Annotated in this window: 22 protein-coding genes and 5 tRNA genes; 6 read left to right on the top strand and 21 right to left on the bottom strand. The window is 44.8% G+C overall.

The genetic code is table 11. The annotated features are described in order from the left end of the window. Positions 1-154 precede the first annotated feature (154 nt). The 5 genes from C1S74_RS22015 to C1S74_RS21995 form a co-directional block, all read right to left on the bottom strand. Positions 155-1,636 carry a nucleoside hydrolase gene (locus C1S74_RS22015; RefSeq protein WP_045401674.1) on the bottom strand — a complete coding sequence of 494 codons (1,482 nt, stop codon included), beginning with the start codon at positions 1,634-1,636 and terminating at the stop codon, positions 155-157. A 77-nt stretch (positions 1,637-1,713) separates the two neighbouring features. Beyond that, positions 1,714-3,066, bottom strand: a complete 1,353-nt coding sequence (locus tag C1S74_RS22010) for a sensor domain-containing diguanylate cyclase (RefSeq protein WP_341871628.1) — start codon at positions 3,064-3,066, stop codon at positions 1,714-1,716. 128 nt (positions 3,067-3,194) lie between these two features. Then, entirely contained in the window at positions 3,195-3,689 is a 495-nt protein-coding gene (locus C1S74_RS22005) for a hypothetical protein (protein ID WP_045401672.1), read from the bottom strand. Positions 3,690-4,040: 351 nt separating this feature from the next. Then, a tRNA-Cys gene (locus tag C1S74_RS22000) sits at positions 4,041-4,114 on the bottom strand. A 135-nt stretch (positions 4,115-4,249) separates the two neighbouring features. Next, a tRNA-Leu gene (locus tag C1S74_RS21995) sits at positions 4,250-4,336 on the bottom strand. Positions 4,337-4,720: 384 nt separating this feature from the next. On the opposite strand from C1S74_RS21995, the gene C1S74_RS21990 reads away from it, so the two are divergent. Continuing rightward, positions 4,721-5,509 (top strand): lipase family protein, encoded by a 789-nt coding sequence (locus tag C1S74_RS21990; RefSeq protein ID WP_039976569.1) that lies wholly within the window; start codon positions 4,721-4,723, stop codon positions 5,507-5,509. Positions 5,510-5,591: 82 nt separating this feature from the next. Here the strand turns inward: C1S74_RS21990 and C1S74_RS21985 are convergent, their stop codons facing one another. The 9 genes from C1S74_RS21985 to C1S74_RS21945 all read right to left on the bottom strand — a co-directional run bounded on the left by C1S74_RS21985 (position 5,592) and on the right by C1S74_RS21945 (position 15,070). Beyond that, a complete protein-coding gene (locus tag C1S74_RS21985) occupies positions 5,592-5,837 on the bottom strand; it encodes a hypothetical protein (RefSeq protein WP_038874046.1) in 246 nt (81 codons plus the stop codon). 137 nt (positions 5,838-5,974) lie between these two features. Continuing rightward, entirely contained in the window at positions 5,975-7,498 is a 1,524-nt protein-coding gene (gene amyS, locus C1S74_RS21980) for an alpha-amylase (protein ID WP_045401667.1), read from the bottom strand. 318 nt (positions 7,499-7,816) lie between these two features. Next, positions 7,817-7,890: transfer RNA gene (locus tag C1S74_RS21975), tRNA-Cys, on the bottom strand. 134 nt (positions 7,891-8,024) lie between these two features. After that, positions 8,025-8,111: transfer RNA gene (locus tag C1S74_RS21970), tRNA-Leu, on the bottom strand. A gap of 248 nt (positions 8,112-8,359) precedes the next feature. Next, the gene (gene dld / locus C1S74_RS21965) at positions 8,360-10,066 is read right to left on the bottom strand and encodes a D-lactate dehydrogenase (RefSeq protein WP_045401664.1); all 1,707 of its coding nucleotides are present in this window, start codon (positions 10,064-10,066) and stop codon (positions 8,360-8,362) included. A 435-nt stretch (positions 10,067-10,501) separates the two neighbouring features. Beyond that, a complete protein-coding gene (locus C1S74_RS21960) occupies positions 10,502-11,404 on the bottom strand; it encodes a LysR family transcriptional regulator (protein ID WP_045401663.1) in 903 nt (300 codons plus the stop codon). A gap of 222 nt (positions 11,405-11,626) precedes the next feature. Continuing rightward, positions 11,627-11,700, bottom strand: a tRNA-Cys gene (locus C1S74_RS21955). Between the two features lie 244 nt (positions 11,701-11,944). Next, on the bottom strand, positions 11,945-13,399 hold the full coding sequence (viaA, locus tag C1S74_RS21950) for an ATPase RavA stimulator ViaA (RefSeq protein ID WP_045401661.1): 1,455 nt from the start codon (positions 13,397-13,399) through the stop codon (positions 11,945-11,947). A gap of 9 nt (positions 13,400-13,408) precedes the next feature. Further along, positions 13,409-15,070 carry an ATPase RavA domain-containing protein gene (locus tag C1S74_RS21945; RefSeq protein ID WP_045401659.1) on the bottom strand — a complete coding sequence of 554 codons (1,662 nt, stop codon included), beginning with the start codon at positions 15,068-15,070 and terminating at the stop codon, positions 13,409-13,411. A gap of 271 nt (positions 15,071-15,341) precedes the next feature. On the opposite strand from C1S74_RS21945, the gene C1S74_RS21940 reads away from it, so the two are divergent. The 5 genes from C1S74_RS21940 (at position 15,342) to C1S74_RS21920 (ending at position 20,184) form a co-directional block, all read left to right on the top strand. Further along, complete coding sequence (locus C1S74_RS21940) at positions 15,342-15,857, top strand: NUDIX hydrolase (protein ID WP_017818795.1); 516 nt, start codon at positions 15,342-15,344, stop codon at positions 15,855-15,857. A gap of 24 nt (positions 15,858-15,881) precedes the next feature. Further along, positions 15,882-16,886: a low-specificity L-threonine aldolase gene (gene ltaE, locus C1S74_RS21935; protein ID WP_045401657.1), complete on the top strand. Its 1,005-nt coding sequence runs from the start codon at positions 15,882-15,884 to the stop codon at positions 16,884-16,886. Positions 16,887-16,964: 78 nt separating this feature from the next. After that, positions 16,965-17,291, top strand: coding sequence for a c-type cytochrome (locus tag C1S74_RS21930; RefSeq protein ID WP_045401654.1), 327 nt, complete (start codon positions 16,965-16,967; stop codon positions 17,289-17,291). 218 nt (positions 17,292-17,509) lie between these two features. After that, on the top strand, positions 17,510-19,042 hold the full coding sequence (yfcC, locus tag C1S74_RS21925) for a putative basic amino acid antiporter YfcC (RefSeq protein WP_082037752.1): 1,533 nt from the start codon (positions 17,510-17,512) through the stop codon (positions 19,040-19,042). Between the two features lie 146 nt (positions 19,043-19,188). Beyond that, positions 19,189-20,184, top strand: a complete 996-nt coding sequence (locus C1S74_RS21920) for a succinylglutamate desuccinylase/aspartoacylase family protein (RefSeq protein ID WP_045401651.1) — start codon at positions 19,189-19,191, stop codon at positions 20,182-20,184. A gap of 65 nt (positions 20,185-20,249) precedes the next feature. Here C1S74_RS21920 and C1S74_RS21915 read toward each other — a convergent pair whose 3' ends face one another. The 7 genes from C1S74_RS21915 to C1S74_RS21885 all read right to left on the bottom strand — a co-directional run bounded on the left by C1S74_RS21915 (position 20,250) and on the right by C1S74_RS21885 (position 24,991). Further along, positions 20,250-20,771, bottom strand: coding sequence for a lipocalin family protein (locus C1S74_RS21915; RefSeq protein WP_045401649.1), 522 nt, complete (start codon positions 20,769-20,771; stop codon positions 20,250-20,252). Between the two features lie 56 nt (positions 20,772-20,827). After that, positions 20,828-21,355 (bottom strand): histidine phosphatase family protein, encoded by a 528-nt coding sequence (locus C1S74_RS21910; protein ID WP_045401647.1) that lies wholly within the window; start codon positions 21,353-21,355, stop codon positions 20,828-20,830. Between the two features lie 27 nt (positions 21,356-21,382). Continuing rightward, positions 21,383-21,811 carry a hypothetical protein gene (locus C1S74_RS21905; protein ID WP_045401644.1) on the bottom strand — a complete coding sequence of 143 codons (429 nt, stop codon included), beginning with the start codon at positions 21,809-21,811 and terminating at the stop codon, positions 21,383-21,385. Next, positions 21,798-22,451, bottom strand: coding sequence for an aspartate/glutamate racemase family protein (locus C1S74_RS21900; protein ID WP_045401642.1), 654 nt, complete (start codon positions 22,449-22,451; stop codon positions 21,798-21,800). The genes C1S74_RS21905 and C1S74_RS21900 overlap by 14 nt, the downstream gene beginning before the upstream one ends. 70 nt (positions 22,452-22,521) lie before the next feature. Beyond that, positions 22,522-22,767, bottom strand: a complete 246-nt coding sequence (locus C1S74_RS21895; protein ID WP_045401639.1) for a hypothetical protein — start codon at positions 22,765-22,767, stop codon at positions 22,522-22,524. A gap of 117 nt (positions 22,768-22,884) precedes the next feature. Further along, positions 22,885-23,427 (bottom strand): P-loop NTPase family protein, encoded by a 543-nt coding sequence (locus C1S74_RS21890; protein ID WP_045401636.1) that lies wholly within the window; start codon positions 23,425-23,427, stop codon positions 22,885-22,887. Positions 23,428-23,611: 184 nt separating this feature from the next. Then, complete coding sequence (locus C1S74_RS21885) at positions 23,612-24,991, bottom strand: IS4 family transposase (RefSeq protein ID WP_103415246.1); 1,380 nt, start codon at positions 24,989-24,991, stop codon at positions 23,612-23,614. Between the last annotated feature and the right edge of the window lie 22 nt (positions 24,992-25,013).

Raw genomic sequence — 25,013 nt, 5'->3', positions numbered from 1 at the left:
CGTTTAAACCTTTGCTTTCGTAATTTAAACAAAATTCATGTAATCGAGCCGAAATGAACTCAACATATTTGTCACATTTCTTCATAACAAAGAAAAAGCAAGCGAATAACCGCTTGCTTTTTAATCACATTTGAGTGGATTTTATAGGTTCGCGTTAAATAATGCCGCGTGATGTCCCTACTCTACGCCCTTCTTCCATCTCCCATTGAATACCGTATTTGTCTATCCAATAGAAAAAGGTGATCGGGAAGCCATTCAATTTTTCTGGGTGGTAACTTTTAGACTCATCAATCATAGTGACCCCCTCTTGTTGTTTTAAGTATCGAAATACCTCACCACAGTTGGAAACTTCGAGTGCAATATGACGAGGACCACCAAGATCATAGGTTCTTGGTTGAGGCGGTATAGCCGTCGCACCAACAGGCGAATGGTATTTCATCAGCTCCAGATAAACCGACGCATAAGGATGCTTCACAAACAGCACGTCAACGACGACGTCTTGTCCAGCTAAACCTGCATCTTGGTTAAACTCGGCCATACTCACGCCGCGGTAATCCATTTGTTGCCCCTGAGCATCAAGTGCGCGTTCAAAACCGAGTACTCGCTGATAGTAATCAGCCGCCGTATCAACATCATCGACAATGACGTTGATATGAGATAAACCAAGTACAAATGCGCCAATATCACGCTCTGCTAAACGCTTAAGCATTTCCGGTTCAGCATCTGGCGATACTTCAACCACATAGTCGACCACTCGTCCCTGCTCTATCGATTCGTTGCAAACCAGATAAGCTTTCTCTTTATGTTTGTCCGTATCACTTGCTGCGATCTCCACCTTGGACTTCCAAGAGTGAGAAACAAACCACTCTGGATTCACCACATAAGCTGCAGCAACCATGTCGAAAGGAATGAACCCTTCCTTTGCACCAAAGATCAGTTTCCACTCTGTCCACCAAATCATTGAGTGTTGTTCCAGAAAGTGGCTTAAACTGCTGGCGTGGCTCATGGCTCTTAGTTCAGAAAAGTTCACCCAGACATCCGCACACACCTCAAAAGGAACCAATGTTAAAGGTACATCGCTACTTAAAAGTACTTCGAAAGCCGCTTCGTCGACCTCAAAGTTGAGATCGCGAAATGGACGCGTTTGATGTTTGCTCGCGACAAAATGCTGGTCGGTACTGCGGCGGCCTGCAACACAAACGATCTTTTCGATGTTGTGAAGCACATCAGGGTAATGTTTAATCAGCAGTGCAATATTGGTTAACGCACCAATTGCCAAAATAGTCAGAGGCTCTTGTTTTAGTTGTTCAGCAAGATCGGTAACGGCTTTTGGAACCTCCACAGCAGAGTCAAAGAAGCTTGCACTTCCCTTTGAAACACTCAGATATGTCGGACCAAACTTTTGGATAAAAGACTGTGCGATTTCAGTCGCCACTTCAATATCGTCGCAGTTACCCAATGTAGAGCTTACTCCAACAATATCCACTTCTTGGCTTCGAAGTAACAAGCCCAGTGCATACCCGTCATCGACATCACATGGCTTTAAACCACTCTTGTGACCAATGGTGATATCAGTATCCACCCATAAACGTGTTTGTGAGCCGCAAAACTGTTTATCTTCCCCAATATGATGCATGGAGACTCCTTTCTCTTTGCTATTTTTTGAATTTAGTTTGGCCAGCGTGGGCCGGTGAAAAACTGGACAAATACCAGTTAAATTTGGATAGGCTTCGCCATGATCACCGTATTTCGGCCAGTGTCTTTGGCGGTGTATAGGTTTTTATCTGCAATTTCAAAAGCACGCTCTAATGCCGCCTGACAAGATTCAAAGGTTGGCTCTTCTGTCGAACGTGTTATCGGTACCGCTCCGACAGAGATGGTAACGACACCAGATGGTTGATTCTTAACATGAGGAATAGCGAGCGTTTCTATCGCTTGCCTTAAACGTTCTACTTTTGAATTTAAAACCTCGGGGTTATTGCCATAAACAAGTAGAGCAAACTCTTCGCCACCTAAACGATAAGAAGGTTGATCCGTACCAAGTTGCGAGCGGAATACTTGGGCTACATCACACAATGCGTTATCCCCTTCGGTATGACCGTAGGTGTCATTAAACTTTTTAAAGTTATCGATATCACACAGAACAAAGCAGACGTACTCCATAGTCTTGAGTGAATCTCGAACAAAGAACGGCGCGCTACGTTTATACAAAAACCGAGAACCAACCCCTGTCAGCGTATCAGTATCTGTTTGTTGACGAAGCACACGAAGTTGATTTTTGATCTTGGTGATCAGGCTAGAATATGAGCGTGCTAACTCACCAATTTCATCAGAACGTCGGATTTCCGGAATATGGGATTGATCTATTTTCTCAATGTCTTTCTTCATTGAAGTAGACAAGCGCTTTAATGGACTGACGATCCACATCGTGACGACGTATATGAGTATCATTGATATCAAAGTCGCGATGAGTGCTTCGCTACTCAGTTCTTTGATGAGGTGCAGTTTGATGTTGTCGAGCTGACTTGCATCTAGAACAGCCCAAATATACCCACCATTGTTATTGCGCAGTGGAAGGCAAACATGCAAGACCGACAAGGCCGAATCGTAATAAAAGTCAGCGTTACGCAAAGCGTCTTTGTTCCAAGGCAACTCGGTTTCTCTGTTTAAACGCTGGCTATCTAACAACGCATCGAGATCGACACTGGTTTTGTTCACCAGATATTGAAGCTTATTGCGCTTTATCTCCTCCCCGCTAGGAGTCATTGAAAGCATGCGAAGTAGGTTCTGTTTCTGCCCTTTTAGGCTACCTACTTCATAATCACTAACATCAATACGCCATACTTGGTTGGTTTTTGCGAGATAACGAACTGCCACCTCTTGAGTTTTGTAATCCGATACACCCGAGACCTCAACGAAAAGCAGATCGTCGATAGCACTCAAATTCGCCTTGGTGGATGGCATCATCAAGTTGGCGTAGTTGCGCCCGGCAATGGAGCCAGATAGAAACGTCATTTGAGAAGAGAGATGAGTTTTTGCCATGGTCGCTGCGTGTTCAATTCGCATATCCCATTCACTCTGGAATCGCGTAAATGACAAGCCCAATATGATCGACAGCACCAAAACCAGATGCGAAGCAAACAGCATCTGGTTAATCGTCAACCAGCCAAAAACTCGCGTGCTCATTTTTGCTACTACTTGTCTTTGTACACACCTAAGACAGGCTCTGCACACGTTCCGTTGATACAGATATCTTGATAGGTCGTATGACAGCTTTGACAAAAAGAAGGTTCGAGAGATGGATGAGTATGACTAATGTCTTTTCCTTGACGATCATAACTTCCGTATATCGCCATACCGCCAATGTGCTCTGTTACCCAAACTATGCCATCGACTTCAGAAATGGCAACGGCTGTTGGACCATCGGTATATGGTCCGTGGGTTTTGTACTGTTCAATCTTTTTCGGATTCACACGGATCGTCAGTGGCGAACCCTGACCATTATTGATCCAGCTATAAGCTCGAACAGATTCTTGTATAAAAAGAGAGGTATCTGGAGGTAGAACCGTGTCTGCTGGTAGGTTTTGTGACTCTTTTACAACAGGCCAATCGAGCCACCCTTCTGGGTAACTGGCCATTGAAGCAGCGAAAGTTGAACAAGACGCAGCACTTAACACCAAGGCTAGCATTCGCCTGCTTTTACGACTAAACACGTGTTTTTCTCCCTAAAACAACAATGGGCTCGTCCTGAGCCAAAATCTAACAATGTCATATATTAACAATACGTTACATATGATGTTATCAATTAGCCTTTAGTAATGCACCAAGTTTATAATTAACAACGTTCTGTTAATAGAGTTGAATGTGCAAAACTGGAACATAAAATTGTGGTGTTAAGTCGAAAATGAGGATTACGTCGAATTTGACGCAATAAATATCGGTTACTGATGAGTAAATTTATGAACAAACGTCTTAAATTTTGACTTATTGAGTGAATGGTCAGAGGTCTTAAGTGAAGTGATTATGTATTAAAGAGAAGATGGAGGCGCCTCCCGGAGTCGAACCGAGGTCCACGGATTTGCAATCCGCTGCATAGCCACTCTGCCAAGGCGCCTTACCGATTTTTGTTCTCTGAGACTTTAAAAATCTCACTCTACGAGAGATGGTGCCCCGAGCCGGAATTGATGGTCCGACACTCGGCCGGTCAACTCGACGGCGGGATATTAAATCCACGCACTCAATTTGCGGATGGTGCCCCGGGCCGGACTTGAACCGGCACAACGCGAACGTCGAGGGATTTTAAATCCCTTGTGTCTACCAATTCCACCACCAGGGCAACGCAATCATGCGATGGCAACACCACCTGCTCTAGCGACCTGTGCCGCGAGAACGAGGCGTACTTTAACGGATTCAGATTTTAGATCAACAGATATTTTGTCTTTTTCATTCATATGGTTAAAAAGACGACGCACATGCACAATCTACGATCATTTTGCGCGATTCATATACACAGCGAATGGCTTCTTCCCTAATCCCGGTCTTGCTTGCACAAACAAAAAACTTCAAAACCCTCCTACATTGAATGAATACTGACGCATTACTCTGCTTTCACTAGCCCTTAAGTAAAAACGCTTCGCTAACCTCTGTTCATTTCTCATCTTCATTTATTTTTCATATTTCACGTCTAGAGTTTACGTTGACCAAGATACAGAAAAATAATGTGAAGCCTTTAAAACGATATCAGTACGAACGCTACGCCGTCCTTTGTAATCTCGCCTACCCCAGAGTCTTTAAACAGACCCGCTATGGGTTTGATCCTAATGGGCAGCGCATCATTAAAAACGAGTTTGGCAAAACCATGATCCGTGTTTTATGGAGCAAGAAGCGGACGGAAGTCGTCGTGGTAATTAAAGGTTCGCATAGCATGACCGATTGGTTGTTGAACTTCGCGATGTGGACACGCAGCTGCAAGCGCTTGGGGCTAAACTATCGAATCCATGCAGGCTTCTACCATTTGTTATTTCAAGAAAGCCAACCTTCTCGAAATGAAGATCGTCTTGGTTTGAGTGTAATTGAACGATTAGAAGCCACTATTGTACCTCTAATTCTACAAGGTAAGCGTATTACCATTACTGGCCATTCATCGGGCGGTGCAATTGGTAGCGTGTTTGCCGATTATATCGAAAGAAAGTACCCGAAAAGCATCAAGCGAGTCGTCACATTCGGTCAACCAGCCATTGGCGATTGGACATTTAAAAAGAGATACAAGTTAGGACACAAAACCTATCGCATCTGTTGCGACATCGATATTGTCACCTTTATGCCTCCGGTGCCTTTTCTTTATTGGCATGTGGGCAAAATGCTTTGGCTTTATAACGGTAGAATTTACGAGAACACACCAACGTTGATGCGTCTTGGCCGGTCTTTGGTGAGTTGGCTGATCCGCCCTTTTTCTTATCACTTGATGAGTAAGTATATTCGAAATAAAGACTTCTTTGATGAACGGTAATCCATTGCTTCGCTTTCTAGGGATTAAGGGACGGATACAAACAGAGCCAGTATTAAACTGGCTCTTTCGTCTTGATTCAGAATTACAAGGACGCAATTTCTTTATCAAGTTGGTATTTGTTGTCGGTAACGATGCGCTCTAATACTTCAACGCGCTGTTTGAGCTCTGCGACTTGCTTGTTCAAACCATTTCGCTCTTCTTCACTCATCTGGTTGCGTTCAGAGATCTCTAACGCTTTTACTTCCTTACGATGGTTAAGAACCAGCTTAACGATACCACCACCAAATATTGCACTGAATACAATCGCAACAATCAAAACGTCAGCCATAGATTCCTTTCCTTAATCTGCCTACTGATAATGCTCAGGTATAAAGTTACGCATATGTTTCATGAATATCAAATAAGACATTGATTAAATGCGCACTATTTTCGAAATCGGTCACACCTGCGATTCTGCAATCAAGATTATTTAACGCCAACCCAAACAGATACCGAACCGCCGTTTACTGGGAACTCCGCCCATCCACTAGCGTTAGTCCATACTTCTTCGGTGCGAATACCTAACTTGTCGACATAACGTGTGCTCGGCGAACCGGTGTACATCCATTTGGTTCCGCCAGGGCCATCACTCATGATAACCGCCATCGAGTTCGGGTGTTCCGCATCCCCTTCTCGTGTCCAACCAATCACATCCCAATGACCAAGGTAAGAGTGCTGCTTGCCATAAGCATAATCTTTACGGGCTTTAACCAACTGCTCAATGTACGGCACTTTCACCATATTGATGTCGTGCCCTTTATCGCTGTATTGCGCGCCGTAGTAATCCGCATAGAAGACTGACGGATAACCTTCTTCACGAAGCAAAATGAACGCGTACGCAAGAGGCTTGAACCACCAATCCACCGGAGATTCCAGCGCTTGCAGTGGTTGCGTATCATGGTTCTCAACCAGTGTTACCGCTTTCACTGGGTTGTCCTTCATCAAGGTGCCATCCATAATTCGACGCATATCAAAGTTGCCACCCGAGCGTGAAGCGTTATAGAAGTTCATATGTAATGGTGCATCAAACAATGACATGCTGCCAGAAGTCTTAGTTATAAAGTTGTGCAGATTGTTCACGTCGTAGTTCCAGTACTCACCCACAGTAAACAGCTCTTTGCCTGTCTTCCAACGCAAGTAATCGATCCACTCTTGTAGGTACTGGTATTTGATGTGTTTAACCGCGTCCATTCGGAAGCCACCAACACCCGTCATGTTTAAGTACCACTCGCCCCAGTCTTTCAGTTCTTGCTTCACTTCTGGGTGATCCATGTCTAAGTCTGCGTACATGAGGTAGTCGTAGTTGCCTTTTTCAGAACTGACTTCCCAATCCCATGCTTTGCCATCACCTTTGAATTTGAAGATCGCTTTTTCTTTACCTGCTTCATCCCAGTCGACCCCATCAAAGTGATACCACGTCCAATGGAAGTCGGAGTATTTGTCGTTACGCCCCGGGAAGCTAAATTCGACCCAAGCTTCAATCCATTTGTCGCCGAGCTCAATATTTCGGTTGTTCCAATCGACTCGCTTGGTGTCGACCCACGATTTACCATCCGCACCGCCACGGTGGTTAAATACCACATCACCATAAATTTGAATGTTATTTGCGTGTGCCGCTTTGATGGCATCGAGGTATTGGTCTTTAGTACCGTATTTGGTTCGCACCGATCCTTTTTGATCAAACTCCCCCAAGTCATACATATCGTAAACGCCATAACCGACGTCGTTGCTGCCACCAGCACCTTTATAGGCAGGCGGTAGCCATAACGCAGTAAAGCCGTTGTCAGATAGTGCTGGCGCGTTGTTTTCAACTTGTGTCCAGAGTGCACCGTCATTTGGCACATACCAATGGAAATACTGCATCATGGTTCCATTTTGAGCCGCCATTACCGGCGAACTGAGCAGCAAAGTTAAAGGTAAAAGTGTGGGTTTAAGGTTGAATGTTTTCATTATTTTTCTCTCACGTTTTAGGACGAAGCCCGAACTTAGAGAGCAACAAGACAGGTAGAAGAAATCCAACTAACCGTCTGTTGTACAACAAAAAGTTCGGACTACAATCGTGGAGAAATTATCACCAATCACCCTCTACAATTATTGAGTTGTGTAACATTTATAAAATCAATAACTGATTGAGCACAATTATTGAATCCCGATCAAATAACGAGGGAGGAGATAATTAGTAAACAGCAGAAAGAGGTATTAAAGCGCGTCAATTCCATTGCGCTAAAACGAAGAAAGCCCGTCATAATGACGAGCTTTCGAAAAGAATGGAGGCGCCTCCCGGAGTCGAACCGAGGTCCACGGATTTGCAATCCGCTGCATAGCCACTCTGCCAAGGCGCCTTACCGAATTGTTGTTCTCTGAGATTATTTAATCTCACTTTATGAGAGATGGTTCTCCGACCGGAATTGATGGTCCGACACTCGGCCGGTCAACTCGACGGTGGGATATTAAATCCACACACTCAATTTGCGGATGGTGCCCCGGGCCGGACTTGAACCGGCACAACGCGAACGTCGAGGGATTTTAAATCCCTTGTGTCTACCAATTCCACCACCAGGGCAACGCAATCATGCGATGGCAACACCACCTGCTCTAACGACCTTAGCCGTGAGAACCAGGTGTACTTTAACGGATTATATTTCTAGGTCAACAACAAATTTATTCTTTTTGATTCAGATGGTTAAAAACACTACTGAATGTATGGGAGTTGAGCGATTCGATTAAAACTCACACGCAATCTTAACGACCTCGCCCATAAAAAAGAGCCGCTATATTAGCGACTCCCTATCAGCTCTCTCAATGAAAGCGTTATGCACAACAGTTACAGTTGCGCTTGTAGCGGTCCATTTTACCTATACCTGGGTTAAAGGTGTTGGTCGGATCAAGTTGATGGTAGAACGTTTGCAGCGAGTTTTCCGCTTCGTACAGATGCCCTACGTTGTGTTCCGCTGGGTACTTCGCACCGCGACTATTTAGGTGCTCCAACATTAGCTTCTTCATTAGCTTGGTGTCGGTGCCCTTTTTGAAGACATAGTCTTGGTGGAAAACATAACACATAAAGTGCCCGTAATAGAGAGACTTAACGAGGTTCTTACTTACTTCCTCGGGTAATGTTTCTAACCACTCCTCATCGTTACGTCGTAACGCAATGTCGAGAGCCACAATGTCTTCCACTTCCTTGCGGTGAATGGTTTCGTATCGAATCGCTGCACCTGCCGCTGCAAAACGGTGTAGATATGCTTTCTTACCCTCTTCTGACGTACATTCGAAGAAGTCACTATCGTGTTCAGCGGCCCAAACTTCTTTAAAATATTTTTGTGCTTCGGCAATGCCGCCGTCACTCATTTTAAGTACAAGATGGTGCTCGTACTTATCACGGTATTCCAACATGCGCTTAGGAAGATGCTGCGGGAACAACTTGCTTGCGTAGTACAGAATAGTATCTGGCAGGTATTTGCTGACTAACGGTACTCGCTCTAGGAAGTTTTCAACCTTAGCTTTAAGCGAGAACATCTTAGGTAGATTGTCCGTGCCCAATAGATCGATAGAAAGGAAAACGTCTTTGCCGTATTTCTCTGCCATGTTGAAGATGTCACGGTGAAGATACTCACCCATCTCTGGTAAGTTTTCAAACTGTGTAAGGAAGTCTTTTCTCAGCTTGGTAAGTTTATCTGGATCGTTAGTACCTAAATAGAACACCTGTTCTTTCTCTGGGATTGGATAGCTGTCGACTCGAACAGCGAACACGCCCAGTTTACCCGCACAACCACTCGCCTCGTACAGACGACGCTCGTCGGCATTAAAGCGCGATGGGATATCAGAAGTCACATCACGGACACGTTCGTCGTATTCTTTATCTGACGCCATGCGCTCATCATGAATCACTTTATCTGGGTCAAAGTTACCATCTTGGATGTTCTGCAAGATCTCTTCAGGCGTCGAGCCTAATCCTTCAATACCAAGGTGGTTAACAAGATTGAGCTTACCGTCTTTATCGACCTGAGCGAATATGGCTAACTCTGTATAAGCAGGACCACGTTTAACCAGTGCGCCGCCAGAGTTGTTTGCAATACCACCCACAACCGTAGCGCCAAGAGAAGAAGAACCAATCACCGAATGCGGCGCACGGTTAACTGATCGCAACTCTTTTTCTAACGAATGCAGACTCGCTCCCGGAAGGCAAACCGCTTGCTTGCCACCGTCTAACAGATAGATTTGCTTCATCTTGGTGATATTGATCACCACCACATCGCGGTCGTAATCACTACCACTTGGCGCTGAGCCTTCGGTCAGGCCCGTCTTAGCTGCCTGCATGATGATGATGCAATTATTGTCCACACATTGTTGGATGACCTTCCACTGCTCTAGCAGAGTCTTTGGAAAAACCACCGCCAACGCAGTGCCGCTTCCTGAACGAAAGCCACTACGGTAATACTTGGTTTTGATTTGATCGGTAAGGACATTCTCTTCCCCGACAATGGTGACAAACGCGTCGATGAGCTGCTTCTGTTTCATATCCGTATCTCTAGTTATTATGCCCAGCCAATATAAGTAGTCCGAATCTGAACGTCCATGCCACCAAAGTCCGATAACGACGCCCAGATAAAATTAACCACATTAATTACCCATAGATTCAATCACTTAATTTTCGAAGAACTGTAAAATCAACAAAGAAACTTATCGTTTCCAAAAAGAAACAATAGCAAAGTGCATTGTTAACAAATGTGCACAACATCGAAGAAAAGCAAAGTCGAAAGAGTCAACAGGGCTTTATATACCTAACCTTGACAGAATATTGAGTCAAAACAAAACCACAACATGTCCGTACCACTACGTTATAGCAGCGTTATGTAGCTGTGATACATTAGTTCAGTGAAGAAAGTAGACAGATTGGAGAGTTTGAAATTTAGAGAGAATTCTTTCAGTAATATTTTGAGCAAAGCTAAGCCGCTAGAAATGATGGCTACGATGTTGAAAGCACTGATACAGATGCTCGATAAAGATTTTAATCTTTTCTGGTTGCTGACGTGTGTATGGGTACACGGCATAAATGCCCAAGCACTTAGCGGTTTCGTCTTTAAACAACTGAATCAGCTTACCTTGCTGCAAGTCTTCATAAACCAACACCCTAGGCACATAAATAATACCTTGCCCTAGCAAAGCAACATTGCGCAATGCAGATGAATTGTTGGTACATAGATTTCCATCCACCTTAACCCGATACACCTCATCATCACGTTTGAAAGCCCACTCACGTGCTCCCGTCTCTTGATAGGCATAAACCAAGCAATTGTGCTTAGTGAGATCGTTCGGCGTTTTTGGTTTGCCATGCTTGGCGACGTACTTAGGCGATGCACACACAATCCAGTTTGCATCAACCAGCTTACGCGCTATCAGGCTTGAATCAGGCAAAACCCCAGTACGAATGGCAAGATCAAAACCTTCGTTGACGATGTCGGCGAATCGGTTGTCCAGTTCCATATCAATGTTGATATCTGGGTAAGCTTGGTTGAATTCAGAAATGACGGTAGGAAGGATGAGTTCACCAGATATAGTAGGAACGGTAATCTTGATATTGCCTGATAGGCTCTTACCCAAACCAACAATGGATTCTTCTGCAGTTGCAACGGCTTGATAGACACTACGAGCATGTTCGAAGAAGGATTGCCCTGCTTCTGTCAATTTAAGCGTGCGTGTGGTTCGATAAAGCAGTTGAACACCTATCTCCTGCTCTAACTTGGCAATACGTTTACTGACGACCGACTTGGTCAGTTCCATTTGTCTTGCCGCGGCGCTGAATGAACCTTGCTCAACCAAATGATAGAAAATAATGTAGTCGTCAGTATTTCTCATGTGTCTTCACTGCTTCCTTGTCGAAGAACATATTGTAAGTTGCTTTGGAACCAATTGCTGATTGGAAAGTCACACTTGTAGGCCGAATCTAACTCCAGCATTGAGACATAAACAAAGAGAGCTTGCTTTCACCAAGCGGCAGATACAAAAAAACCAGCTTTCGCTGGTCTAGTGCTGATGCTTTGGCATCTGGATACCGCTGTTGCCATACCCATAAATTAATGGAGGCGCCTCCCGGAGTCGAACCGAGGTCCACGGATTTGCAATCCGCTGCATAGCCACTCTGCCAAGGCGCCAAATTGTTTACGCTTAAGAGCTCTGCCCCGTTGCGTTGAGTGCTACTTTACGGGTTCAGAAAATATAGTCAAACAAAAATCTTTTATTTCCGCTTCGTTTGCTTTGTTTTAAACCAAATAGTCGAGAATTCGATCTAATCGGTGCCTTATTGGTAACTGCTTTATTGCATATCACCGAACAAAAAACGACAAAAGCGACCGCTTAAGTCGCTTTTGCTTGTCACTTTTATACTGTTCTATGGTGTTAGCCGTTCGCGACGCGTTTAAATAAGCGCCCCACTACATTTGGATGGTAAGACCAAGTGTGGTCAAACATCGACATTAACGCTGGGTTACCATACTTCGACAAGCTAACGGCATGAAAGCGGTTCTTCTTCGCTTTTAACGCATCGACTTTTGCAAGCAACTCATCTTGCTGTTTTGGCGCAATGAAGTCTGAGATAACAACCATGTCGGCATTTTTGTATTTGTCGCTGTTCATTAGATCAATAGATTTAATTAACGTCGGCTCCAAATCCGTCCCACCATGGAAGCTGTAAGTTAAAAAGTCAGCGGCTTCACGTAAACCATCCTGACGAGTTAGCTCGTAAGTAATGTGCTCAGTGGAGAAGATGATCACGTAGCAATCTCGTTGTTCAGCCAGAGCGATTTGCATGAGTGCGTACGCCATGGCTTTGGCACATTGCTCTGGGAATCCACTCATCGAGCCTGACGCGTCAACACAAACGATAAACGGGCCTTTTTCAACGTCCACCGCTTTATGATCTGGTTTGTGCGCTTTCACTTTACGTAGTGTGCGAGACTTACCTTGCGTGCGGTAGTTCATCAAACGTTTATCGACCAAATGCTTGTAGAACACCACTTCCAGCTCTGGGTAAGCCAAAAACATGGTTTCGTTCGGTAGCAGTTTGTTGAGATCGTCACTCTCATGAATACCGACGATATCGTCTGTCGCTTCGTCACTCTTTTCCTCAATCATTTGCAGCTCTTCTGCTGGTGCACGATTGAGGTCAGGATCATTCACTTGACCCGCCATGCGACCAAGTTGCTCTGCGATTTCTTGCAAGCCTTTGTGCTTTTTAAGAAATTCTGCGTGACGCTTCATCACGGTTAAGTCGGTTTTGCTCAACTTAGCTGACGCCATATCCCACAAGCGCCCTACGCTTTCTTCGTCACCAGATTCCGTCACTTTATCCATGTTACGCATGGTTTCCATACGTTGATAAAGGTCGTTGAGGACTTTTTCTTTGTTCTCTTCAAGCTCGGATACTTGCGCTTGTTTGATCGCCTCGGCAAGGCTTTGATACCACTGGTCACAGAAGTAATGAGGGAACATTGGGTTATTCACCCCCTTGTTCTTCTCCATCATGCGACGCGCTTGCATGTAAAACGCTGAGTGCCATTCAAGCTTCTTGATCACATCATCAATGCGCTCAAAGAACTCGTTCTCATCCCAATAAATCACTTCTTGGTAGAGCGCGAGTTCCTGTTGAAAACGTTCTGTCTCACAGACTTTCGTCATGCGCTTTTTCACGTTGCCACGCCATTTAAGCAGATGGTTTTTTACTGAGGATTTCATGCCTCGGTTTTCTGCCATCATCATGACTTGTGAACGCGCCATTAAATCGTTAACCGCACTATCAATGATGCCTGAATCTGCCACCATAAGCGCTAAGTTAAGTCCGTCTGCACCTAACATTTCGTCTCCTTAAGAGAAAAACTGATGTAAGTTTTTGAAGCGTTGAATGATCTTCTCGCTTTCACCTTGGATAGACTCAAGTCTCTGGCTCACCTGTTGCAGACTCGACTCCATTAGACGTGGTAACTCTGGATCCACGAAACTGTGAGGCAATGCGCCATGGAAGTTGGCTTTAACCTTACGCATATGATGTTCAGCTTCACTCAATTGGCTGACTGCTTTTTCGCTTTCTGCCAACCATTTTTGGTAAAGCTCAACGTCTAAACCTTGTTGGGTAACCAAGCTCACCAACACGCCACGGTTAGCAATGTCACGGATCACTAGGTTGTTGGCGGCATCGACATCAAACCGCAGACGACACATATTGGTGTTTTGGTTCACGTAGCCATACACATCGCCATGACCTTCTTTGATCACTCGGTCAAGCTCGTCTTTTGGCACGTATACCCAGCGGCTGTCACCCTTCTCTGATTCAGAAACCGACATGTTACTTTGCAGAATAACCAGCTTAACTAGATTCACCGCCGCGCCTACTTTGTAAGTTTTCGCTTTGGATGTATCGAAGCTCATGGTTTCTTTGCGAAGCAGGCCCGTTGCCGCTTCAGCGTTTAGCGTCATGCGATACTTGTCTTCAAGTTCATGCTGCACATCAACCAAAGATTCACGACAGTATTCGATCTCTTGCTCTGCTTCTTGCTGATCAAAGGCATGTTTTAGTGCGAACTCTTGAATCACACTGCGAACGACATCGCGTGACTCAGGGCTATTCCATAAACAATCTTGCAGTAGCAGAAGATCAAGTGGATTGATTTCATCACGACCATTGAAAAACGCGCTCGCTTTAAGCAATTTGACCGCTTTTTTCCAACGGCGGTCAGACACGTACATGTCCGTTAATGATGCGTCGCCAAACTCAGACTCTACTTTGGTTTCCAACATAGACTTAAGTTGGTATAGCTTTTCGAATGTATTGTCGGTAAGAGTCAGCTTATCGAGCTGTAGCTGCCAGCGGTGGTATTCCTCGTCTGTGATCGCCAAACCCTCTGGAACCTGAGCTTCTTGAGACGTACCCACTGTCAGCATGGATTTGAAATTCTGTTTGTCCTGAATGCGGTTTACAAACACGCGCACCAACATGCGGTCGTAAAGTGCGTCTAAGCCACTATCTTCGTCTGGTAGTTCGTTTGATGCAGAAACCAAAAGGCGCATTGGTACACGTTCAATTTCACTGCCGTTTTTGAACGTCTTTTCGTTCACAACAGTCAAAAGCGTGTTCAGAATCGCAGGACCTGCTTTCCAAATCTCATCAAGGAAAACCACCTGCGCCGTTGGTAAGTAGCCTTGAGTAAGACGGACATAACGACCGTTGTCTTTTAGCTCTTGAATGCTCAATGGACCAAACACTTCCTCTGGTGTTGAGAAACGAGTCATTAAGTACTCAAAGTAACTACTGTTATCAAATGCTTGAATAAGACGCTTAGCAATTAAGCTTTTTGCGATCCCTGGAGGACCAAGAAGGAAGACGCTTTCGCCGGCAAGAGCGGCAAGAAGACAAAGTTTGATGGTGTGTTCGCGTTCGTAAACGCCATCAGTTAACGCTTTCGCTAGCTTGTTGATACGCTCTGAAAGAAGCGCCTTTTCTGCATTAGATGCGAAAGATGGTTGAATCATAGAAGCTCCGGCTGTTGAACTGAGGCTGTATATATAATTTTATACATTTGTTATCACTTTGTTACAAGTGTATTTTTTAGTGAACCTCGTTTATACCAGATGCTCTTCGCGCGCGCGCGCAAACAAACATAGTTTTCATTTATGAGACACAACTCACTGAATGTGCTGGTTTCGCAAGAGTATGAAACCATTTTCTTCTTTTGTTTCCGGTGGTTTGTGGTTAATGTGCAAAACACGTCAATGCGCGGTTACAGCTAGGATCCACAACTGCATGAGCAATACAATTCATAAATGGAAGCAGATTTCTCTGGTCGAAGAAGAAGTCAAACTACCAACTGGTCGGATGATCACACATACCACTATCCAACACCCCGGTGCTGCCGTTATCTTACCTATTACTTCAGATGGCAACATCGTTCTTGTTAATCAATTCCGTCCCTCCCTTAACAAATGGCTGCTTGAATTGCCTGCTGGTACACGTGAAGGCGATGAAGATCCTTTGCATTGTGCTCAAAGAGAGTTGGAAGAGGAAACAGGATACAGCGCCGAAAAGTTCACATCGCTTGGTCAAGTTACCCCTCTTGCTGGTTTCTGTGATGAAATCCAGTACTTGTTTGTTGCCGAACAACTGAACAAAACCAATCGATACGAGTGTGACGACGACGAAGTCATTGAAGTAGTGACATTGTCACGAGAAGAACTCGAACAACAAATTATTCAAGGCATTATCACTGATGCCAAAACTATCGCTTGCCTAAGCAAAGCTCGTCTTTGCGGTTATATTTAGGTCTTTTAGACCGAGGAGAGAATTATGGACTTTCGATCAGATACCGTTACGCAACCCACCCAAGCAATGCGTGAAGCAATGTTTACCGCTTCTGTCGGCGATGATGTGTACGGTGATGACCCAACCGTTAACGAGTTAGAGCAATTTGTTGCTGAGCTTGCGGGCTTTGAAGCGGCCATGTTCACAACCTCTGGCACACAAGCAAACTTACTTGGCTTAATGGCGCATTGTGAGCGCGGTGACGAATACCTATGTGGTCAGCAAGCACATAACTACAAGTACGAAGCTGGCGGCGCGGCGGTACTGGGCTCTATCCAACCTCAACCGATTGAAAACAACCCAGACGGTACTTTGCCATTCGATAAGCTAGAAGCCGCTATCAAACCAGATGACGCGCACTTTGCACGCACTCGCCTACTTAGCTTAGAGAACACCATCAACGGTAAAGTGATTCCTCTTTCCTACCTTGCCCAAGCTCGTGAGTTCGTGAATAAACATAACTTGCAGATGCATCTAGATGGCGCTCGGGTATTTAACGCAGCCGTTGCGCTTGATGTTCCGGTGAAAGAGATTGGTCAGTACTTTGATTCAATGACGATCTGTTTATCTAAAGGTTTGGCTGCCCCTGTTGGTTCGCTGCTGCTTGGTAGCAAAGAGTACATCGCAAAAGCTCGTCGCTTAAGAAAAATGGTCGGTGGTGGTATGCGTCAAGCGGGTATTCTTGCTGCAGCCGGTAAACTTGCCCTTACCGAGCAAGTAGAACAGTTAAAACAAGACCACATCAATGCAAAAACCTTGGCGGAAGGCTTAGCGGAATTGCCTGGTTTCTCTGTTAATCCAGAATTTGTTCAAACCAACATCGTCTTTGCCAAGCTTGATCCACAAGTGGATATCGCTGGTATTGCAGAAAAGATGAAGGAGCAAGGCATCACGATTACGCCAGGAAACCCAATTCGCTTCGTGACGCACAAAGATATTTCGGCACAAGACATCGATACCTTCCTATCTAGCCTTAAATCTCTGCTTTAACTTGATTTTGATCATTGAGCTTCCCCTAAGGGGAAGCTTTATTCTATGCGCTTTCAAGAACTACAATGAGTGCATTTCATGCTTAGATACGTGCTTCTAACGTCTCTTATTCTCTCTTCCTCTGTTGTGGCGAAACCTTTCGGTGACGTTGATAAAGGCAAACTTAAATCTCCTAGCTGCGTTTACTGTCATGGCTCGAACGGCGTGACGACAAACGACGCTTACCCTAACCTAGCCGGTCAGAATGCTCAGTATCTGTATGATTCTATGAAAGCCTATCAAAATGGGCTTCGCTTAGGACCTTTGGCTGAGATGATGGCAGCCCAATTACGCATGCTGAATGATGAAGATTTGCGCGATGTTGCCGCGTTTTATTCAGAACAAACACCTCATGCAGAAAAGTGAATAATTATGGGACTTGTGAATCGCCACAAGTCCTAACTCTGTTTTCATTCGCACAACATCTAACCAAAACAATTAACCATTAAATCATTGATAAGCAACTCAACCCTCTTCAGATCAAATTATTGATGAATTTATAGTTCACCAACTCAGTTAATATTGACTTTTTATTCTATTTTATCGATATTTCATGCTTTCTATTATTCGACGTGAAATAGGTTATGTCTCACACACACGCTCAGCCATCGGAATCGGCGGCAACCCCTAAATCATGGCAGATGCCTGATACCCTCATTTTGATCTTCATTGTTGGTATTCTTGCTGCGATTCTTACCTACTTAATTCCTGCGGGTCATTTTGATAGCCAACAGGTGTCCTACATGGTCGACGGTGCAGAAAAAACTCGCACAGTTATCGATCCATCTTCTTTCTCTTATGCAACCGACGAAAACGGTGAATTGGTTTACAACAAGGTTGGACTGTTCGCTTCAGGTGGTGGCATTGGTCTCATGAACTTCCCATTCGAAGGCCTGGTTTCAGGCTCTAAATGGGGCAGCGCGATCGGCGTTATCATGTTCATGCTGGTTATCGGTGGTGCTTTCGGCGTGGTAATGCGCACAGGTACAATCGACAACGGTATCCTTCGCCTTATCGACAAGACCAAAGGTAATGAAGCGCTATTCATTCCAGTTCTGTTCTTGCTGTTCTCTTTGGGCGGCGCAGTATTTGGTATGGGTGAAGAAGCCGTTGCATTCGCGATTATCATCGCACCACTTATGGTTCGCCTTGGCTACGATGGTATTACTACTGTAATGGTGACCTACGTTGCGACTCAGATTGGTTTTGCAACGTCTTGGATGAACCCATTCTCGGTAGCTATCGCACAAGGCATTGCTGGCATTCCTGTTCTGTCTGGTATGACTGTACGTATGGGTCTTTGGGCTGCGTTCACCGCGATTGGTATTGCTTTCACTATGATTTACGCATCGCGTATCAAAGCAAACCCTGAGCTTTCTTACAGCCGCCGTACTGACAAATACTTCCGTAAGCAAGAGCTGGGTGACCATGACTCTCGTTGGAACCTTGGTGACACCCTAGTTATCCTTACGGTTATCGCAACCACAGTATGGGTCGTTTGGGGCGTAGTGGCTAACGCATGGTACATTCCAGAAATCGCGTCTCAATTCTTCACAATGGGCTTTGTCGTTGCGATTATCGGTACGATCTTCCGTCTGAACGGCATGACGCTAAACTGCGCGGCTGACGCATTTAAAGAAGGTGCAGCAATCATGCTTGCTCCTGCTCTATTGGTTGGTTGTGCGAAAGGTGTATTGCTTATCCTAGGTGGCGGTACTACCGATGAAGCGAGCGTACTGAACTCGATCCTGAACAGCGCTGGTGGCGTAATCAGCGGTCTTCCTGACGTTGCTGCGGCTTGGTTGATGTATGTTTTCCAATCTATCTTCAACTTCTTCGTGACTTCAGGTTCTGGTCAAGCAGCGCTGACAATGCCTCTATTGTCTCCTCTTGCAGACATCGCTGGCGTTACACGTCAGGTAGCCGTTCTAGCATTCCAGCTTGGTGATGGTTTCACTAACGTTATCGTTCCAACTTCAGCGTCTCTAATGGCAACACTGGGTGTATGTCGTATCGACTGGGGTGACTGGGCGAAATTCTGCTGGCGCTTTATGCTATTACTCTTTACCCTATCGAGCATTGTCGTCGTCGCAGCTCACGTGATGGGTTTTGCGTAAACTGATTACCAATATCCCCAAGTAACTCAAACGCGAAAGCGTAGCTTGGGTATAAAGAATAAGGCGAGACAAAGTTCTCGCCTTTTTTAATTCAAGCCGTATGGCAAACAAGCATCGAAGTAAGATGTTTTGGAGTGACAACTTTAATGGCAACACAATTTCTGGATGACGTGATTCAAGGTCATCAAGTCATTCAATCTCTTGACGTAACAGACTTGCCTGCAGGCGAGCATAAGTTTTGGTTCCGTATCGCAACCAACGCCCTATCTCAGTGGCAACATTTGCCTGTGTTGGTTTTCAAAGGCGAAAAACCGGGTAAGAAAATCATGATCACAGCAGGTGTTCATGGTGACGAATACAACGGTGTTTTAGCAGCTCAAAAGACCGCTCGTGAACTGATTGGTAAAGACATCGCAGGTACTGTAACTGTCGTTCCGACTATCAACCTGACTGGTATGCTGAACCACAGCCGTGACTTCTTCTCTGCGGATCCAGATGCATCTCCTGCAAACTTAAACCGTTTCTTCCCTGGCGATGCAAACGGCAACGAAGCAAACCGCTTCCTATTTGCTTTGTGGAATAACCTTCTTAAGCCAAACGCAGAACTGGCGATTGATTTGCACACCCAGACCACTGGTGCTGCGTACCCGCTGTACGTATTTGCTGATTTCCGTATTGAACAATCTCTGGAAATGGCTCGCCTTATTAACCCAGACGCGATTCTTAACGATCCGGGTGACGCTGGTGTACTTGAAACCGTCTGGAACAACAGCGCTATTCCGAGCATCACCATTGAAGTAGGCATGGGGCGATACACAGAACAAGAACTGATTGACCGTACCGTGACTGGCATCTTTAATATTCTCGCTCGTCATGACGTAGTGACTGGTGAAGTTGTAGAGATCACACCTTGCTTAGAAGGCAAAGACATCATCAGCATTCGCGCTGAATTGGGTGGTTTTGTACTACCACAAGTGAAGATGATGGATAAAGTAGAACAAGGTCAATTGGTTGCGATTCAATACGACAGCTTTGGTGATGAGATTCAGCGTTACACAGCGCCAACTGAAGGTACTGTGCTGAGCCACAACATTGAATCGATCCGAGCGCCAGGTTCATTAGTTGTTCGATTAATTAAGTAATCCAGAACTGAGTTAAATACATGCCCCACTTTTTGTGGGGTATGTTTCATTTGTCGCTGTAAGTATTACTTTGTTTGGTCTACGAGAATTAATTCGTCCAACACAAAGCCTTTCTCTTTAGCTACTTGTTTGAAGCGCTCGACCGTTGCTTTATCGACGGTTGGTGTGCGTGACAGCAGCCATAGGTAGTCGTGATTGAAACCAGAGATAAACGCGTAGTCGTAGTTCTCGCCTAGCTCAAATACGATGTAAGACGAATAAAACGGACCGAAGAAAGACACTTTTAAATGCCCTGTGTTTTCACCATCAACGAAATACGCTTTGCCATCAGCTTGCGTCCATTCTTTATCTTCTTCTGAATAACCCCGGTTGATAACCGTTACGCCACCATCCTCACGAAGCTCGTATTCAGCCGTCACATTCGATAAACCGCGCTCAAAGGAGTGATCAAGACGCGCAATTTCATACCATTTACCTAAATATGGTTGAAGTTCAAAGTTGTTGACTGGCTCAACGCCGTCCGGTTTAGACGTACAGCCAAACAACGTTGCAAGAGACAAAAGTAAAAGTGTTTTGAGAGATTTCATACAGCAACCTGAAATTAAATTAGTGACTGATTTTACTATAGAAGATAAAAATTCGATCAGAAATTAATGTATCGAAATTCTCCACAAAAAAGCCCCACCTCTTGGAAACCTTGTAGCGCTTCAAACACATTAAAGTGGCTCACGACAACAACCTTTCGATATTGGCGATAACGCTCCAGCACCAACTCAGCCCGTGCTTTTAGCTCATCAACATGTTCGTAGCGACTGTCGGTCATTGGAATACCCGCTTTTAACAACTCTCGGTATTCGTGCCAGCGCCGGTCTCTCTCATTCAACGAAATGTAGCCTCCTTCTTTGTCAGCACGCCACTCTCTCAAGTCATGCTCAACAAACAAAGGCAAACCGCGATGACGATTGAGAATTTCTGCAGTTTGAAGGGCTCTTGTATAAGGAGAGCTGATGATGATTTCAGCATCATTGAAGACTGGATGATTGAGTTTTTCTTGCAGCACGGGCAAATGCTCTCGACAAAGCGGCGCATAGTCCTTCTCAAGTTGAGTCATCTGCCGCTCATCCGCTAACGTAAAATCTGGCACGCCATGCCTTATAAATACAATATCCATATTGTGGTGCTCGTCCTTGTTAAATTGCTATTGAGAAATTGGAGTCAGTTTTAGATAGGAGTGCACTTCTCCATTTTTGTATTCAATCGCAGAGTGGATGGAAGGTTCACGGTTTCCCACAACAGAAAGTTCGTAAGTGTTTTCACCTTTGTAGATCGTGATATGAAGTACGCCAGACTCTAGCTCCCAATGCCCCTTGGTATGAAGGCGTCCAAACAAGGTGTATTCATCAAGTGAACCATCCGCATGCAAATGCACCTCTGTGATGTAGCCACCCGTGCAGCTCTTGATCCAGCAACGATCACTGACATCTTCGAAGCGTATTTCTCTTTTGCTTGTCTTCCATTTTGAGAAACGTTCGGACTCCGCAAAAGACGCTTCGATATCGGAATGTTCTTTTATGGGCGCTCCTTCAAGCTCGCGTAAGCAAAGCTGAATCCAACTAGTTATTTGCATGGAATGTCCTTAAGGTTTCAATTGCCCTTTTTACGCCTAAACGTGGGCTACTTAATACTGGAATGTCGACATCAGCTAATGATGCAGCACCTGACATCGAAGCCTGTGCCAATACAATTACGTCATAATCACGAGCCTTTTGCTCTATTACCGCTTTGATCTTGTCGTAATAGCCTTGGTTATCTTGGTCGAGAAAGCGTTCCCAAGCATCTTCAACCACAAACGTATCTAACTGAAGGATACAATTGCCCTCACTCGTCTCAAGTAACGCTAAGCTAGGTTCAATGGTTGTCAGTAATGCCGCAAGTAACAACACTCGCTCATGAGTTACAGCTTGGTCACCCATTGCGCGGTCTATACGCTGAACGTTAACACCCTGCTCTGTAAGCGATTCAGCAAAGCGACCAATTGAGGAGCAGGTACAAACCACCAAGTTTGCTTGTTCAGAAAGCTCGCGTACTTTGTCTTGTACGGATTGCTCCACCTTAGATTCGTCCGCCCCAGCAACCAAACGTTCCAATAAGTCAGCATCGGCAAAGTGTGCAACTTTTAAATCAGGTGCGAGCTCTGTTATCAGTTCGGAGAAAGGTGGAATGTGTACGGGTGAAGTATGAAGAAAATATAGGTCGTATGGCTTCATGCTAAGTTGTCGATTTTTATCTCAATTTCGACAACTTAGCACAAGGCGATGGGAATTAATGCGATCAGAGTTACTGTTGTGCTTCCCAAAGACCAAGAAAGTACTTGCCGTAAACCACTTCAGTTTGCATATGCATAATCAGTAAAAATGCAATTAAAGCTAATATAAAGCGATTGAAATAACGGCTGACTTTGCTTCGGATTTTTATATCGAATACACCGATATGGATACCAACATAGGCAAAGGGGTAAACCAACAAAACAGCGAGTAACCAACCTAGGTAGCCGGATATCGCCATTTCTTCGTAGCCGATCATAATACCTCCACAATGAATACGACGGGAACGTGGTTAGTATTCATCATCTAATGGAGGCGAAATGTCAGGATTTACACAGCTGCGAGCCGTTGCCAAAAAGTCACTTAAATAAGTTACTTATCTATTTATAAAATCTTGAGAACCAAGAAAATCTTGTGCCATTTTTGGCGAAGTGATGTGGATGAACTTGATAGGCGAACCTTTTAAGTCCTCTTTCAGTTTTAGATAGCGCTTTCGATTCTTTTGGTAGTTCTTAACCGACCACCAAATAATCGAGTCTGTACTCAAAAACGCTTTTCTAAAGCTTTCTCTATTGCCAGTTCCTTCCCAACACTCTTCTTGAGTCCATGCCCTTTTGATAGCACGAGTTATGGAGCGATAAGTGGTGATAGAACGTGAATAGTCGAGCCAGATGATGGTATCAACCCTTTGCCATTTGTACGGTTGTGTTCGGCTGTAGTTCCCGTCGAGTACCCAAGCTTCTTGTTGAGTTACGTCCACAACTTTATCGAAGAACGTCTCATCATCGAGTTCTTTCCAATCGGGAAGCCAGAACAACCTGTCCATTTCTATGTACGTGACACCTAATTTCATTGCGAGCTGCTTTGAAAACGTCGATTTACCGCTTGCACTGCTGCCTACTACATTGATCCTTTTCATTAAATCCTCCTAGGTGACCGTACCAAATTGACAAAGAGCGACGCATTCCAACTATAGGTAAGTCTGGAAAATGCGGAGGCGGGATACTAATGATTACGCTTTAAAGTTCTAGTGTAGGTTCAATAAGATGTGAAGTTACGCGCATAAAAAAGCCTCCAGTGAAGGCTGTCTCTTGATCACAAGTCTAGTGATCAAGAGACATTGCGAGTTCGTAGCCTTCAAGGATGGTTTGTAGTTTAAACCATCCTTCCCAAAGCACCTTTATTGAAGCTCTACCCGTCCTCTTGGTATCTTTCCAACCGCCTAATTTAGCGAGATTTTTGTACGCCCAGCTCATATCGGGCACTTCTTTAGGTAATGTCTTACTTTCTAGTTTCAACCACAGTAGCTTCCAAGCTTTTTTGCCCAATACCTTTTCACAACTTTCTTTCGTTAGCTCATCAACTTCTTTAATGAAGCGTAACGCCAATAAACGCGTAGCAACAAAGGCATAGATGACACTTAATCTCTCTAAGTTATCTTTACTTTGTAGCCTGAGTGACTCCACATCTGTCCCTTCACTTTTCCAGACTTTATGGAAATCTTCAATCAGCCATCGGCGCTCGTAATAACCGATAATTCTCATAGCGTCTTCAACGTTGTTTATTGGCTCCGACGTCAAGAGGTGCCATGCTAACTTGTCTTTTGATGTCCCTTGCTCAAGGCAACCAACATAATAAACAGGTATGCCTGCGTGCTCTTTTTTGTTTGCCGGAGCCTTTAATGTCACCTGACCATATTTAACATCAAGCTTTACATCTCTCGCTTTTCTCCCTCCTTTTTGGGGGATGGTAAGCTCTTTTGTCTCGACGCTTGGTAACGCTTGCGCATAGTCGTAAAGCTTTTGATGATGAGCTTCTAGGCAGCGACTTTGCATTGAGCGAACGACAAAGCGCTGCTGATGTTGACGTTTATAAGTCAAGTATTCGAATAGGTCAGCTTCTCGGTCACAGACCGAGATAACATCTAACATTTTATCCCCTAGGCGTTCAACGACACGGCGAGAAGCTTGCTCCCATTTGTAACTCTCTTTCTCCTTATAAGGACGAGTCGCGTGTTGGTGCTTTTGCCCACGCTTAGTAATATCTCGGCTCCATCGTTGCTGCTCTATCAGGCCAACAATGGTCTGACTTTGTGGTGCAAAAAGTAACGTCGAATGTACGTGGAGAGCTCGAATTCTATCGCCTTGATTCGTGTGCCCGAGTTCATCTTTTATACTTCGATGCGGAAAACTGAGCGTTGTTGTATCTTCAAGCGCGAGTAATTCCTCATGCTCGTTAGCTCGGGATACAGTTGATTGAAAGCCTGCTTCTGCGATGTCTTTTGCATCGATGTTTTCATTGCGGATAAAGCGATATGCACCTTCCATATCGGCGGGAGAAAAAGGAAGTTTAGCCACGGAGACTCCTGGTTGATTAGCAATGGAAGTCGCTAAACTGATGAGGCGTTGTGTTCTTCGAGGGTCTTTAAGTTGTGCTTGTCCAAATTGTTCTTGTGCCCAAAGTTTAGCGTCTGAGTGTGTCATCTTAGTGTTTCAGTAAGGATTA

The sequence above is a fragment of the Vibrio hyugaensis genome (genome assembly GCF_002906655.1).
Lineage (GTDB): Bacteria > Pseudomonadota > Gammaproteobacteria > Enterobacterales > Vibrionaceae > Vibrio > Vibrio hyugaensis.
Note: the sequence above shows the minus strand (reverse complement) of the source record. Positions and strands in the feature narration are given on the sequence as shown.